Origin of the sequence: Eubacterium sp. AM05-23, assembly GCF_003477535.1 — a bacterium.
Classification (GTDB): Bacteria; Bacillota; Clostridia; order Eubacteriales; family Eubacteriaceae; genus Eubacterium; species Eubacterium maltosivorans.
In genome coordinates this window covers 120,024-135,161 of record NZ_QUDF01000013.1, presented here as the reverse complement: position 1 = coordinate 135,161, position 15,138 = coordinate 120,024, and the positions used below count along the sequence as shown (strand labels likewise).

The window sequence follows — 15,138 nt, the reverse complement described above, 5'->3', positions numbered from 1 at the left end:
GGAATTTCAGGTTTTATGGTACTATTCTCTTTTCTATGACCCTTTTTTTCTTTCGACAATCATCCGATTGCTGCGTTGCCCGTTTTCTCTTGTTCGGTCATATACATCGGTATGCTCCCTCACGCGTTCAAACGTGCGCCTTGCACTCCGCTGATTCTCTTCAGAAAAATTTAAGTTTATGTTCGACTTTCTCAAGCGAACTTTTTTATTATACCGCGTCGTTCTTATTCTGTCAAGCACTTTTTAAAATTTATTTTTTAAATTTTCTCAAGTGCTGGACTGAAAGCCCTGCGGTGCTGTGCTCTCCGAGACAGCTTAATTAGTATACCCCGTTCTTTACCCTTTGTCAAGCGCTTTTAACATTTATTTTTATCTTTTTTGTTTTTATTTTAACTTGGACATTTTAAAAAGCAGACGCTCGATGGCGTCTGCTTTTTTCTACATTATATAGAGCTTATAATTTGCTCCGGTAAAGCTGGATACCGTCCAATCCCCAGATCTTTTCAGAGAAGGCGCCTGGCTCTATACTGTTCTGAATTTTTTCCATGGTATTCATGCGGGCGTCAATGATGTCGATATGGTGAAGCAGCTCGGCTTCTGGAAACATCGGTTTTTTAGGGCTTCCGTATTCGGCTTCATAATGATGCGAAAGAATCATATGCTTTAAAAGCAGTAGGACTTCCTCGCTGATGCCAAGTTTTTGTCCGTATTGGTCGATTTCCACGATTTCTGTAACGATATGTCCTAACAGCTTGCCTTCTTCGGTATAATCGCTGACAGAGCCGTTTTCATCGGATTCCATCTCGGTAATCTTGCCGATATCGTGCAGAATAATACCTGAATACAGTAAATCTGCGTTAAGAAACGGGTAGAGTGGTGTCAGACTTTTTCCAATTTGCAGCATGGAATAGGTGTGATAAAGCAGCCCGCCCTTTAAGGCATGATGATTGGACTTGGCCGCCGGAAAGTAAGACAATATACTGGTCTTATCTTCAAAGATCGCTTTGGTCAGCTTCTTAATGTCTTCATTTGTAAAGGCGTCAATGGTTGTGTTGATTTCTTTAATCATATCATTGGTGTTTTTGGGGGCACACTCCACAAAATCATCGATGTTGACATCATCGCCCTCGTTAGCCAGCCGCATGCGGTTGGCAATAAGCTGGAGATGGCCGTTGTATTCCTGAACAGCACCCTTGATTTTCACAAGCTTACCGGTGATGAATTCTTCCTCATCGGCTTCTTTGACATCCCACATTTTTCCGTCAATTTCGTCAAAATTGGTGTCTGTGAGCTTCATATTAAAATAGCGGCTGCCGTTGGCAGCGGTTTTGGTTACCTGGGATTTGATAAAGAGGTAGCCTAAAAACGGCTGACCCTTTTGTAAATTTTTTATTTCCATTTTTTTCTCCTATTTGCAGCGTTCCGGGAATTTTTCTTTATAGGTATTGAGTCCCTGTTTCAGGGTTTCCACGGCAGCAGCCATATCCGTATCCTTTAAAACATAGGCAATACGCACCTCATCCGCACCATCCTCGGGATGAATATAAAAATCGTTGGCTGGAGACAACAGCACGGTTTTTCCCTCGTAATCAAAATCTGTGATCATCCATTCAATAAAGTCGCAGGCATCCTTTGTCGGAAGCTTGGCAACATAATAAAATGCTCCTGTCGGCTTTTTACAGACCACACCATCGATGGTTTTCAGGCAGTCATAGACGATATCACGCCGGTGCGTGTACTCTTTGAGCACATCGTCAAAAAAGCTGGTGTCCAGCTTAAAAAGCTCAGCGGCGCCAAGCTGGTCGACGCTGGAAACAGCTAGACGCATCTGGCAGAGTTTTTTTATCTGGTTCATGAACGCGTGATTTTTTGACAGGATAAAACCAATGCGCGCGCCGCAGGCACTGTATCGCTTTGAAATGCTGTCGATAATGATACAGTTCTGGTCCAGCTCTGGATAATGGCCGGGGCTTACATATTCTAACCCGTCATAAATAAATTCGCGGTAAACTTCATCAGCAATAACGTAAAGGTCATGGGCAAGAGCGATATCCCGCACGCGTTCGATTTCTTCTCTGCTGAACACTTTGCCGGTTGGATTGCCGGGATTGGTGATCAGAATGGCTTTGGTCGATGGTGTAATGGCGGCCTCGATGGTTTCTCTGTCCGGCAGGGCAAAGCCTTCTTCGGCATAGGTTTTGATCCCTCTTAAGTCAATGCTGGTGGCTGAGGCCATCTCCTTATAAATGCTGTAGAGCGGTTCTGGGGTCAGGATCTGGTCGCCGGGATTACAGGTGGTCAGAAAGGTAAAAAGCAGGGCTTCGCTGCCCCCGTTAGTGATGAGCATATCCCCTTTATGATAAGTTAAGCCGTATTTCTGGTAATATTTGCAGGCTTCTTCCCGCAGCGCGTTCTCGCCTTCGGGAGCTGCGTAGGCCAGAACGTTTTCCTTCATTTCGTTGACTTTTTTCATGAAGCTGGGCGGGGTACAAATATCGGGCTGTCCGATATTCAGATAAAAAACCTTTTTCCCTTCAGCCTCGGCTTTATCCACCAGGGGATAATATTTTAAAAGGGCAGGTTCCCCCATCCCCATTACGCGTTTGGATATTTGCATTTTATATTAACTCCTTTTTGAATTCTTTACATTAATGTATTCATTATAAGCTTAAGACGAAAAAAAAACAAGCGTCACCAGAATTTTGACACCATAAAAAAGGAGTGCCACGTCGGGGTTTACCGTCCCTTTCGCGCACTCCTCTTTCTTGGATTACTCTTCTTCGCCGAAGCCAGAATCGATCAGCTCGATCAGTGTATCGACCGCCTGCTGTTCGTCTTCTCCTTCTGCGCTTACGGCAACGCGTGTTCCTTTTGACAGGCACATTGCCATAACTGCGATGATGGATTTTGCGTTTCCTTCTTTATCCTCATCCAGATTTTTTACATTGATGGCTGATTTAAAGCCGCTGGCTTTTTTGGTAAAGTCAGACGCTGGTCTTGCGTGAAGACCTGTTTTGTTGATAATAACCGTTTCTTTTGAATACATATTTACCTCTCCGTTTTCTTAGGTGTGAATGATTTCGATGGTACAGCCTACAGTGATTTCCGGCATACCTTCGCCAAGGAGTTCGATATGTCCTGGGATCTTCGCCGTATCCCCTCCGTTGAAGCAGAAAGTACAGTGCCCCATTGTTCTGAATGTTTCGTTAGCTTCGCTGCCGACAGCTGTTACCACGAATTCTTGTCCGCCAATGGCGATGATATCGTTCACGGCAATATCCTTTTCCATTTCTTCGATTGAATGGAGAACAGCCATTTCTCTGAGGGCTGCAGGTGCGTTATCGTTAAAGACGATAATCATTTTTTCACCGATAAAGTCCTGCACCATTGGTCCAATTTCGGTTACGGTTGATTTATATCCCATGATTCTTCCTCCTTAAAATCTATTCTAGAGCATTGTTGCTACAAAATATGCGATAAGCACCATGATCGGTCCTGTGAACAATCTAGATAATAACACAGATGGTACCCCGATGTCTACTGTATCGCTTGCGGCGTCTCCCATGGATAAACCAACGGGGATAAAGTCACAGCCTACCTGAGCATCGACGGCAAAGAGGGCCGGAAGTGCTAAAACAACTGGGAATGCGCCGATCATGATTCCATAACCGACCAAAACGGATAATACCTGGCCGATTAATGCGCCGGAACCTACCAGCGGAGAAATCATAGGAAGTGCGCAAATAATTACCAGTATCAAAAGACCCGGAAGGGTTCCTAAATACGGATAAACATATTGTCCCATCAGAGCGCCTAAACCGGAAAATTCGATGAGGCCGATGAGCAGTGAATAAAAGGCCATGAACGGAAGGATGTCTTTGATGGTAATATCAATGGCTTCTTTACCGCCCTGCACACATTTGGTTGCAAAGCCAGCGAGGGCTTTACCGCCGCGTGCTACCCAGTTTTCTTTTGGAGCGTCTGCTGCCGGAGTGGCTTCTTCAACCACTTCTTCTTCAGCCGTGTCCTCTTCAACCGGCACTTCTGAACCATCTGCCGGTGTGATGCCGCTTTCGACAACGCCGGAAACGTAAATATCTTCTTTAATGAATTCCGCCAGGGGGCCGGACTGGCCAACCGGGGTGATGTTAACGGTCATAACGCCTTTTTTGGGGTATACGCCGCATCTCAAGGTACCGCCGCAGTTAATGATAACGCAGGCCATTTCATCGTCTGGCACGCCGTTTGAGAAGCCGTCAATGGCTTCTGCGCCGGTGAGCTTTGCGATCTTGCGGGTTAACGGGTCGATGCCGCCGCCAGTAATGGAGACAATTTTATTTTTCTTTTCAGTTGGCTGGATAACGAGCGGTCCGCCCCATCCGCCATGTCCTTTTTCAATTCTTACTGCATTGTACATGGTTTATGCCTCCGTTTCTGAGCCCTGTGCATGGCCGTATTTTGCTTTGTACTTAGCGTTGTAGATTACCTGGGTAAAGATGCTGCGAAGCAGTACCATCACCATCCCAAGCAGGAAGTATTCCACTGCTAAGCCACCAAGAGATTCGATGCCGATACCGAACTGTAAGCCCTGTACGTAGACACCGCTGGCAATCCCCAGCCATACGAAAAGTTCGCCTGGGTTGGCGTGTGGGAATAAGCCGGTAACCGGGTGGCAGAAAGAAATACCAGGGTCAAAGAAGGCTACCTTCTGGTTTTCTGGTAAGAAACGGGCATAGGGATAAGTCATCGGGTTACCTGAGAATACCATGGCGATTACCGGTGACAGAATCCAGCGGGTTAAGAAAAATTTGTTGCACAACTGGACAAGCTTTTCGATTCGTTCCAGTCCGATTAGTTTAAACAGAATGTGCATAAAGGTTATCATGATAATAACCCATGGCAGTAACTGCAAGACATAAAGTTGGATAAAGTAGTTCGCGCCGTTCTGGAACAGACCCATAAAGCCTTGTCCGAAAGTTTGTAAAGCTTCCATAAAATCACTCCTTCTAAAAATTAATAAATACTCATATAAATAAAACCATTAAGCCTGCCGTATGCGTTACGGCCAACGTTTACACGTTCTCTGTACTTGTTCTTCACCTGAAGATAAACCGCCCCCTCACACAGCCCTGAAAGGCCCCTCAGCCTTTGTCGGACTGTTCTTTTCTGATTTCACGCTGTCTTGCGCGCAGCCGTGCCTGTAACTCCTGCCGTTCTAATCCGTCATCCTGCACGACCTTTTTCTGTTCCTCTTTTTCCATCTCTTTTGCGAGACGCCTGTCTATGGCTTCTATAGCCTGTATGAGAGCGCCTTTTTTACGGCGCTTATCAACTAAAAGCGGACTGTAAGGTTCTTTTTCGCGCAACCGGGGGTTGATGGCAAGATCTTCCTCGATCCCGATTTTGCGCACTTCATTGAGTGTCATGCCGTTATAGTCGTCCACATCTTCAAAGCGCTTCCACATGGCAATTCCCTGTAGTCTTTTACAGGCCATGACCTGGTTAGTTCCCCGGTTCCAGGCCAGCACAACAATGGCGCCGCCCTTTATATGGAAGCCCCCCTTGCGCATGCCAATGCCCAGGATCCAGCCCTTTCCCTGAAGGGCGCTCACAGCTTTCTGGTAGCTTTTATATTGAAGATAGGATAAAAAGCTTTGCAGAACCATCATGGCAAAAGCCAGAAAAATAAAATACTTTAAGCCATCGTTCATCTGGACACTCTCCATTTTTCTTTATCCACTATTTTACACTGAAAAGCGTTATTATACCAGCATAAAATAGAATTAGCAACCTTTTTAGCGGATAGTTGAAGGCTGACAGTCGCCTTTCAACTATCCTTTATTCTCTAAATCAAGCCTGTCTGATTTTACAAATACTGGCTCATTTCATATAAAGAATCATAAATGCAGTCTGGTTCTACCTCGGATTCTGCGACAGTCTGCATATCCGCTTCACCAGTAAGTACCAGGAAGCCCTTTGCGCCATTTTTAACGCCAGTTGCCACATCCGTATAGATTCGGTCACCGACGAAGGCAACTTCGTCGCGTTTGAAGCCGGTAATTTCCAGCACCATATCCACCGTTTCCTTAAAGGGCTTGCCCAGGAAACGCGGTTTCACGCCAGTGGACGAGGTGATTAAATCGCACATTGCGCCGCAGTCCGGCATAAAACCATCCTCTGTCGGGCAGTTGGTGTCCATATGGGTGGCTACAAAAGGTACGCCGTTACGAACAAAACGGCAGATCTTATCCAGTTTTTCATAGGTAAGGGTGGTATCAAAGCTCTGAACCGCCACATCGGGCTCGTCATCAACCAGATTAATCCCTTTTTCCTTAAAGCTGTTTTCCAAAAGCGGCGTACCGTTTAGGTAAACACGCTTGCCGGGATAATAGGTTTTTAAGAATTCCGCAGTGACGTCACCAGCGGTGACAACATCGCTTTCCTCTACCTCCAAACCCATTTTAGCCAGCTTGTCTTTATAAAAAGACGGCACACGGGACGCGTTATTGGTAAAAAAGATAAAACTTCTTCCAGTTTCTTTAACCTTATGGATGAAATCCAGAGCCCCTTCGATCAGGTTGTTGCCTAAATAGACGGTGCCATCCATATCCAGTACGAACAGTTTGACATCATTTAATGCCTGGTCTTTTTCAAATCGCATGCTTATTCTCCGTAAATTGTATTTGTAATTTTGTCTGCAATTTCTTCCAGACGGCCGTGAGCTTTTGCAAATTCCATAACAGAATACCGCGGACGTACCTTGTAGCCTTCGATCAGGCTTCTGTGGAATAAATCTCTGTCAATGCCAATATCCTTCGGTGTCACCGGGCAGCCTGCTTTGCGAAGAAGTTCTTCAATTTCTTCATGCGGCGGACACAGTGCTCCGGTTCCCTCTGGCAGCAGGTCTGCCATTTCTTCAAAGAACATGGCGATAACTGGTGTCGCAACACCAACCTGTGTGCCGTGATGGATTGGTGTCAGCCCTCTTGCGATATAATCCATCTCCCAGTAGTGAGACAGCATATGTTCTGCGCCGGAAGCCGGGCGGGAGATATTGACAAGTCCCATGGCCACACCAGTCAGGGTTAAGGCTTCGATTAAGTATAAAGTCGCTTCGTCATTGCGTTCTTTTAACGCTTCTGCCTGGCCAAAGCATTTATCTAATGCGCGCTGTACAAGCTCTACGCAGGTTTCGCAGCGGTATTCGTCATTGACCTTAACGGATAAATCCCAGTCAGCCAGGGCGGTGATTTTTCCGACGACATCGCCAAAGCCTGCGTGGATTAATTCCATTGGCGCTTCTTTCATAATATCGGTATCGCCGACAACGCCATAAGCAAGGCATGCCGGATAAGAATATTTATAACCGTTGCAGATCAGCGGCGCGCCATCAGCTACATAGCCGTCCATGGAGGGGGCGGTGCAGACAATGATATAAGGCACCTTTGTACGGGAGGATACATATTTAACAGAGTCATTAAGTGAGCCTGAACCTACGGCTACCATCAGGCTGACGTCCAATTCCTGTTCTTCAAGAATACGTCCGACAACACTTTCGTCTGGAATCAATAATTCTCCACCACGGTCAAACAGTAATTCCTTGACATTGAAGCCCGCGTTGTCTAACAGCTGTTTTGCTTCCTTACCGGCTGCTTTATAGGTGTTATCATCGTAAACGATGAGGATTTTTCCTTCTTTAAAGGGTTCCGCCACACGCGGCAGTTCCTTGATCGCGCCTTTTCCGATGGCGATGTCATGAATTGAGAAATTGTGATGTCTCCCGCAGGAGCAGTCAAATTCAGTGTTTGCCATTTCGTTGATGGCCAGGTTCAGGATTTCATTCATTGTTAGGTTCTCCTTTTAATTTAAAAAATCTAAAAGTATTAATGACCGTAAATTACGGCTATTCTTCTTCAATCAGCTTTCTTGCGCTTTCAACATCGGTGACTAAGGTATTGATATACTTGCCGTTGATGGCACCCTTGATGGCGTCGACCTTTTCAATGCCACAGGCTACACCGATGGAATGCGGTACGCGGCGCAGCTTTTTAATTTCAATACCGACCACGTTATTATCAATCTTGAAAGGGGTTGTGCTGCCGTTAATGTCATAAAACTGCATGCAGATGTCGCCTGCCACATGTTTTTCACGCATTTTGTTCATTTCTACCCGGTCATAATAGCCGGTAGCCATAATGGCAGACGTGCTGTTTGGAACCCCAATTCCCACCAGCGCCACATCCAGCTTATCACCCATCCGGATAATTTTGCTGATGCCGTCCTCTTTCAGAAGCTCTTCTTTAATCTGTTTGCCGGAAACTCTTGCCGGAGCGTGCATAAGCATAAATTCCCCGCCAAACACCTTTGCCAGATCCTCTACAATATAGTTGGAGTGCAGCTCCATCCGAAGATGACCCATGCCGCCGATCAGCGGTACAAAAGTGATATTTTTGGTCGCATTTCCCACAACATGTCGGGCGATATACCCCAGAGTTGTTCCCATGGATACACCGACGACGTTACCGTCCTTGACCACGCGTTCCAGGTATTGGGCGGCTGCCCGGCCAATTTCGTTTTTCTGGTCTTCAATGTCTTTCTTGGTGTCAACGACAATGACCTCACGCAGGCCATACAGGTTTTCGATTTCCCGTTCCAGCTCCACATAGTCGGTGCCTTCCAGGTTGTCGATGATGATTTTTACAATTCCCCGCTCCTTACCATTGCTGATGATCCGGGAAACCGTTGGCCTGGACAAGCCAAGCTGAGCTGAAATGACTTTCTGGTTTAAATCCTGATTGTAATACATATCGCAGATTTTAACCATCAGCCGCTCGTCATCAATGACCTTTTTCATCTTTTATCCCTCCAAACCTTTGTGATTTTTACTTTTGTTTATATCTGAAATATTGTCAATCATTGTTTAATGTCATTATATAACTTCTATAATGAATGTCAACCTGGAAACCCCACTATCTTAACAAAATTTTTGTATTTTTTCTATTTTTCTGCAAAATTTACGGATATTTCTTTCTGAAAATATTTACATTTTTTATTTTGTAAAAATAAAAGAAATTCAATCAAATCATAAAAAGCCGCCCGCTCTGATATGATGTCTGAGCGGACGGCTTTTTTCCTGTCCATTTTATGCCATTATTTTATTCATAACACTTTGGCTTCGCTGATCGTCTGTTTTGACAGGTAGTCCTGGAAATCATCCTGGGGCATGGGTCTTCCATAGTAATAGCCCTGGGCGTATTCACAGCCCATTTCACGCAGCAGCTCAATCTGCTCCTCTGTTTCTGCACCTTCCGCGATAACCTGGAGCCTGAGTTCGTTGGCCAGATTGATAACAAAACGCATAATCTGTTTTCTGCGCATGACATTTTTCCGCATTCTCAAAAATTCCAGATCAATTTTCAGTACATCAATGGGAAGCTCGGAAAGCGTATTGAGCGAAGAGTACCCATTGCCGAAGTCATCCATTTCAATGATAAAACCAAGCTCCTTGAGTCGTTCAATAACCGGGAGCAGCTGCCGTGAATCGGACACATAAGCCGACTCCGTGATCTCCAGATGCAGGTTCCCTGGCTCCAGGCCGTTTTCTTCAACCATTTTCATCAAAACTCCTGGCAGATCAACATGGTAGATATCCGCCCTGGATACATTGACCGATACAGGGATAAACGCTCCCTTTTCCCTCTTCCACCGGCCCATTATCTCACAGGCTTTCCGCCATACAAACTGATCCAGGGCATAAATAAATCCATTTTTCTCAAACACCGGGATAAAGTCTCCCGGCGAAACCATGCCGAGCTGCGGATGCTGCCAGCGCACCAGAGCCTCTGCCCCCATCAGCCGTCCATTACCGATCTCTACCTTTGGCTGAAGGTAGACCTGGAAATCCTCCCGCTCCAGCGCTTCTCTCATGGTATCGATAATGTTCTGCTCCATGATCATCTTTTTACGGATCGAATCATCATAGCAGGCAAACCGTTTGTCAAAAAAACCTTTGATGCTGTCTGCTGCCAGCACCGCACGATCACACATCCTCGGAATACTGAGACTCCGGTCCTCTATGCGGTAGATACCCAGCTTAATCTGAAGACGCATGGGCAGCGGATAGTTTTCCTCTAAAAATCCAATGTGCCGGTCCAGCATCTCATAAGCTGATGTGCCGTGGGGTATTAGCGCGTAAAACTTATCCGCCCCAGCTCTGGCAAACAGTGTTTTTCCGTCTTCGCGTATGCTCAGCAGACAAATGGCCATTTCTGTCAGTAGCTTGTCGCCTGCTGCATTGCCAAATGCGTCATTGACCATCTTAAAGCGCTCAATATCCACAGCAATAATATCAAAATCCGTTTCAGGATTTTCCTCCAACATTGCCGCCGCCCGGTCAAAAAATGCGTTCTGGGTATACAGATTGGTCAATGGGTCGCGCTCCAGAACCTCAATGGTGCTTTTGGCTTCACGCACTTCCTTAAGCAGCATTTTCAACCGTTCGTTGGCCTTCGTCAATGCCCTTTGATAATTAATCAGCTGATTATTAACCTTCTGTATCTCATAATAACTGGCTTCATAGGGCTCCTGCTGCACCAGCTCCAGATCATCGGTCATGGAAATATACAGCCTCATCAGCTCAGACACCTCGGAGATATCCTCAATATCCCACATTATGAAAAGCAGCTGTGTGCCCCTTTTCTTTGCCGCTGCCCAGACGCTCCGATCTTCTTCTCGGATTCTCAGCCTTGCGGACGTCACCTGGCCGTCCGCCGGATTCAGCAGCGCATCCATATTTTCATCCTCTGAAAAAAGCTGCCGTATATTCTCCCCTTCATTCACAAAACACATCGGTACGCTTCGGATGACTTTATTGACGTTTCCCTGTGCGCCGCACAGCGCAAAATATCCAATCATATCTTTTTATTTCAGTGTATCCACTGCCCATGCCACAAAAGTTTTGGCATCCTGAGTGTATGCATCGACTCTCCAGTTCTTCCATATTTCATTTGTCCATTCAAAAGCTTTTCCGCCCACGGCGATCTTGATAGCCGGATACATGTTCCGCAGCCGTTCTACGGTTTCCTTACAGATTAACAGATGCTGGGGCATGGTTACTGAGAGGGCTACCAAATCTGGCTGATGCGCTTCTACTGCGGCCTGGACAGCTTCCGCCGGCACCGCCGCTCCAAGATAAACGCTGTCCCACCCATTGTATTCAAAGAGATCTGCCACCATGCGCGCTGCCAGCTCGTGCAGCTCACTGCCGACACAGGCCACAAGAATCTTTTTTGACCTGCGCTTCTGGCTGAAAATGACCGGGTACAGCTGGGAGAGCGCCATCTGTGTGGTTGAGGTGCAGTAATGCTCCTCATTCACCTGTATTGTATGGCTGTGCCACAGCTCACCCACCTCACGCATACACTCGCCTGCAATGTCTACATAGACGTCTGGCAGAGGAATACCGTTCTTTACATATTCCGGGATTAAAAACATTGCGTTTTTGGTGTCAGCCTTTAAAACACAATCCAGGTACTCCTGAATTTCCGCCTCGTATTTTCTCGGCGGCTTTTCCTCTGCTTTTCCGCTCTTTTCACATTCTTCAACCGTCGCGCGCGACGCGCGGTCAAGCATTTCCTTCATCCCAGGCAAGCTCTCAGGCGCGACAGCCCGCTCCATGCATTCCTCCATCAGAGCATAGCTGTCCAAAAGCTGATCTCTGACCCGCTCCTTTGTATAAGAGGACAACAATGGACAGAGCAGCTGGTAAAGCCACCGGGCATAATTCTCAAAAATCTTTCCATCCTCAAGCGCCAAAGCAGTGTATAGCATATCCAAATTGTACACGACGTCCTGATACATTTTCTTTTTGTCCATCTCGCCCAGCTCTCTGCCAAGCTTTGGATCCAGCTCAAACTGACGGTTTAAAATCTCATTTGCCAGACCTCGAAATTCTGGATTTTGATCAATCGGTAACAAGCTCATTTTACATCCCTCTTTCGAAACGCTTCCTTCAATATCTATTCTTTTATTTTACCACGATCTGCTCCTTTTTAACAGGTTCAACCGCAATAAAATAACGTCGGGCATAAAATGCAGCCAACGTTATTTTATTTGCCCGTCAGGCACTTACACGTCTTCTTCCGTTTCCTTCTTTTGTACCTCCTCCGCCAGTATGCCGGCATCCTCAGCGTCAATATCCTCCAGCGCTAAATTGGCGGTCTTAACATTCCGGTCTGCGCCGATAAAGTAGACAATGCCCAGAACAATGCTGACCATATGTGGAATCATTGCGGTCAAGCCATAGAGAATGCTCATTCCAAGGTTTACCGCGCTGAACACAATAACCAGAATACTTAAAAATCTTAAAAAGCGTGCTTTCCCGATGCTTTTGCAGAAAATAATTCCTAAAATCCCCAGGATCACGATACAGGCGCCGTTGGCGATCAGCGATACAGACATCATATTGACCGTATGCACCAGCCCCTCCATTGTGAGACCACCCTCTGTGGCAATCTGCTGGATTTCATGGCTGTCTCCCAGCTGCTGCAGCATCGTCGCTGTTGAAAACAACACGACTCCAAAAATCGTGATAAAGATACCCCATATTAAAAAAATAATTCCTGCACCTTTTAAAAGAGCTTTTCCCTTTGGTTCCATTTCTTTTCCTCCTAAATCTGAATAATAAGCTTTTTTATTTATCCTATCACGAAAAGCGCCAGCGGCCGCGACCATTTCGGTAAAAACATACCGGTTTCGGTAAAACAAGCCGAACTGAAACTTTTGATTTCCAAAATGATTTTAATTGACAATCATGCTCCGCACTGATACTATAATCTCAGAAAAACAGTCCGTCCACTATGGACGGTCACGAGGTGAAAAGATCATGTTTGAAATAAAAGACTCTGATGCCGCACTGCACAGTCTGATCGACCAGTCCGCCGCATCTTTTTTTGACCTGTACCGCTTTGTCACACCTGCGGACTACTGTGTCTATAATTGTAAAAACGCCCGTCTGGAGGCCGAGGACATTCCCTGTTATGCAATCTGGCAGCGCGGCACGCCCTGTCATAACTGTTCCTCCATTCGCGCGCTCAGTCTCAAGGAGCCTGTCATCAAGCTGGAGTATCTGGAAAACAAGGTCTTTCTGATTCTCTCCACACCGCATACCATTGATGGACGCCGCTGCGTTCTGGAGCTGGCCAAGGATGTTACTGCCAGCCTGATGATCAATGATGACCGCCACTGTGACAACACGATCATCACCGATGTTATCGCAGAGCTCAATAATCTTTCCGTCCGTGATCTCTATACTGGCCTCTACAATAAAAGTTATGCAGAGCGTGAGGTTTCACGCTGTGTCAACGATAAGCAGTCCTTTACCGCCGCCATGATGGACATTGACGATTTTAAACTCATCAATGATACCTATGGACACCAAACCGGCGACGTTGTTCTGCGTGAGATGGCTTCTCTGCTGACAGACGCTGCCGCCAACGGCGGCGGCTGGGCGGCCCGTATCGGCGGTGATGAATTTATCCTGATTTTCCCAGACCTTTCCCTGGAACAGGCCGAGCCCATTCTCTCCGCTCTATCCCGAGACATCAGAGAACACCTTTTTTATAAAGGTGATACTCATTTTTCGATCAATGCGAGCATGGGGATTAAGGAATACCATCCCGGTGAAATGGATGCCGCCGACTTTTTTGATCAGGTAGACAGGCGGATGTATGAAGAAAAGAGACGAAACAAAAGCGGCCGATAAGCCGCTTTTTTAAACTGGTCACAATAATTGTTTTACACGCCGGAAGTTTTATAATATAATTCTTTTTGAAAGCGCACGAGCATCGGGGAAATGACCCAGCTTTCATTTTAATTTATTCTGAAAAAAAGCGGCACTGCCGCGGGAGGTACAATATGACAAGAGCAACCGGCACCGTATCCAGAGGCGTACGGGCACCGATCATTCGGGAGGGCGACGATCTTGCAGGCATCGTGGTCGATTCTGTATTAGAGGCATCTCAAAGCGAGGGCTTTGATTTAAACGACCGTGATGTTGTGGGCATTACTGAAGCGGTAGTCGCCCGGGCACAGGGCAATTACGCCAGTGTGGACGCCATCGCCAAGGATGTAAAGGCTAAATTTCCAGACGGCGAGTTCGGCGTAATTTTTCCAATCATGAGCCGCAACCGTTTTGCCATCTGTCTGCGCGGAATCGCCAGGGGCGCTAAAAAGCTGACCATTATGATGAGCTATCCCTCCGACGAGGTGGGCAATCATCTGGTGGACCTTGATCAGCTTGATGAAAAGGGTGTAAACCCCTGGACAGACGTGCTGGATGAAGCCCGCTACCGCGAATTGTTCGGAAGTAATCCGCACACCTTTACCGGTGTCGATTACGTCTCTTACTATAAGACACTCTGCGAAGAGGAAAACGCCGAAGTCCGTTTTGTCTTTGCCAATGACTGCCGCAGTATCCTGCCCTACGAAAAGCATGTACTCACCTGTGATATCCATACCCGCGAACGCTCCAAACGTCTGTTAAAGGCCGCTGGCGCTCAAACCGTTCTGGGTCTGGACGACCTGCTGACCGAACCGGTAGACGGCAGCGGCTACAATACCGATTACGGTCTCCTGGGCTCAAACAAAGCGACTGAGGAAAAAGTCAAGCTCTTTCCGAAGGATTGTGAGCATTTCGTCCACGAGGTACAGGCAAGACTGCACCAGGCAACTGGCAAAAGCATTGAGGTCATGGTTTTTGGCGACGGCGCCTTCAAGGATCCGGTCGGCAAAATCTGGGAATTGGCCGATCCAGTTGTCAGCCCGGCTTACACCGACGGTTTAAATGGAACCCCCAACGAAGTCAAACTAAAATATCTGGCTGACAACAACTTTGCTGATTTATCCGGCGACGCCCTCAAATCAGCGATTTCTGACTACATTGCCAATAAGCCCAAGGAATCTCTCGTTGGAAAAATGGAAACCCAGGGCACTACGCCGCGCCGTCTGACCGACCTGCTCGGCAGTCTGTGCGACTTAACCACCGGAAGTGGCGACAAGGGGACCCCCATTGTATTAATCCAGGGATATTTCGATAATTACGCGGATTAGAAAAAAGCAGTGTCTGAGCATTTCGGACAC

15 protein-coding genes are annotated in these 15,138 nt (G+C 46.7%); 2 read left to right on the top strand and 13 right to left on the bottom strand.

Features of this window, described 5'->3' with window-relative positions; translation table 11 throughout:
• Positions 1 to 454: 454 nt before the first annotated feature.
• The 13 genes from DW091_RS16560 to DW091_RS16500 all read right to left on the bottom strand — a co-directional run bounded on the left by DW091_RS16560 (position 455) and on the right by DW091_RS16500 (position 12,657).
• Positions 455 to 1,399, bottom strand: a complete 945-nt coding sequence (locus DW091_RS16560; RefSeq protein WP_058693115.1) for an HD domain-containing protein — start codon at positions 1,397 to 1,399, stop codon at positions 455 to 457.
• Between the two features lie 9 nt (positions 1,400 to 1,408).
• Positions 1,409 to 2,617 carry a pyridoxal phosphate-dependent aminotransferase gene (locus tag DW091_RS16555; protein ID WP_058693114.1) on the bottom strand — a complete coding sequence of 403 codons (1,209 nt, stop codon included), beginning with the start codon at positions 2,615 to 2,617 and terminating at the stop codon, positions 1,409 to 1,411.
• 153 nt (positions 2,618 to 2,770) lie between these two features.
• Complete coding sequence (locus DW091_RS16550; RefSeq protein WP_058693113.1) at positions 2,771 to 3,046, bottom strand: HPr family phosphocarrier protein; 276 nt, start codon at positions 3,044 to 3,046, stop codon at positions 2,771 to 2,773.
• 18 nt (positions 3,047 to 3,064) lie between these two features.
• The gene (locus tag DW091_RS16545; RefSeq protein ID WP_013378528.1) at positions 3,065 to 3,424 is read right to left on the bottom strand and encodes a PTS glucitol/sorbitol transporter subunit IIA; all 360 of its coding nucleotides are present in this window, start codon (positions 3,422 to 3,424) and stop codon (positions 3,065 to 3,067) included.
• Positions 3,425 to 3,448: 24 nt separating this feature from the next.
• Positions 3,449 to 4,417: a PTS glucitol/sorbitol transporter subunit IIB gene (locus tag DW091_RS16540; RefSeq protein ID WP_058693112.1), complete on the bottom strand. Its 969-nt coding sequence runs from the start codon at positions 4,415 to 4,417 to the stop codon at positions 3,449 to 3,451.
• Between the two features lie 3 nt (positions 4,418 to 4,420).
• Entirely contained in the window at positions 4,421 to 4,993 is a 573-nt protein-coding gene (locus DW091_RS16535; RefSeq protein WP_058693111.1) for a PTS glucitol/sorbitol transporter subunit IIC, read from the bottom strand.
• 148 nt (positions 4,994 to 5,141) lie between these two features.
• Positions 5,142 to 5,711 (bottom strand): transcriptional regulator GutM, encoded by a 570-nt coding sequence (locus DW091_RS16530; RefSeq protein ID WP_074618363.1) that lies wholly within the window; start codon positions 5,709 to 5,711, stop codon positions 5,142 to 5,144.
• Positions 5,712 to 5,866: 155 nt separating this feature from the next.
• Positions 5,867 to 6,661, bottom strand: a complete 795-nt coding sequence (locus tag DW091_RS16525) for an HAD-IIA family hydrolase (protein ID WP_118518718.1) — start codon at positions 6,659 to 6,661, stop codon at positions 5,867 to 5,869.
• A 2-nt stretch (positions 6,662 to 6,663) separates the two neighbouring features.
• Complete coding sequence (locus tag DW091_RS16520) at positions 6,664 to 7,845, bottom strand: sn-glycerol-1-phosphate dehydrogenase (protein WP_118518717.1); 1,182 nt, start codon at positions 7,843 to 7,845, stop codon at positions 6,664 to 6,666.
• Positions 7,846 to 7,903: 58 nt separating this feature from the next.
• Entirely contained in the window at positions 7,904 to 8,854 is a 951-nt protein-coding gene (locus tag DW091_RS16515) for a sugar-binding transcriptional regulator (RefSeq protein WP_038353450.1), read from the bottom strand.
• Between the two features lie 305 nt (positions 8,855 to 9,159).
• Complete coding sequence (locus tag DW091_RS16510; RefSeq protein ID WP_118518716.1) at positions 9,160 to 10,914, bottom strand: GGDEF domain-containing phosphodiesterase; 1,755 nt, start codon at positions 10,912 to 10,914, stop codon at positions 9,160 to 9,162.
• A gap of 6 nt (positions 10,915 to 10,920) precedes the next feature.
• Positions 10,921 to 11,982, bottom strand: a complete 1,062-nt coding sequence (locus DW091_RS16505; protein ID WP_118518715.1) for a cobalamin-dependent protein — start codon at positions 11,980 to 11,982, stop codon at positions 10,921 to 10,923.
• Between the two features lie 144 nt (positions 11,983 to 12,126).
• Entirely contained in the window at positions 12,127 to 12,657 is a 531-nt protein-coding gene (locus tag DW091_RS16500) for a hypothetical protein (protein ID WP_118518714.1), read from the bottom strand.
• A 226-nt stretch (positions 12,658 to 12,883) separates the two neighbouring features.
• On the opposite strand from DW091_RS16500, the gene DW091_RS16495 reads away from it, so the two are divergent.
• Positions 12,884 to 13,762 carry a GGDEF domain-containing protein gene (locus DW091_RS16495; protein WP_058693104.1) on the top strand — a complete coding sequence of 293 codons (879 nt, stop codon included), beginning with the start codon at positions 12,884 to 12,886 and terminating at the stop codon, positions 13,760 to 13,762.
• A gap of 152 nt (positions 13,763 to 13,914) precedes the next feature.
• The gene (locus DW091_RS16490; RefSeq protein ID WP_118518713.1) at positions 13,915 to 15,108 is read left to right on the top strand and encodes a coenzyme F420-0:L-glutamate ligase; all 1,194 of its coding nucleotides are present in this window, start codon (positions 13,915 to 13,917) and stop codon (positions 15,106 to 15,108) included.
• The last annotated feature ends 30 nt before the right edge of the window (positions 15,109 to 15,138 follow it).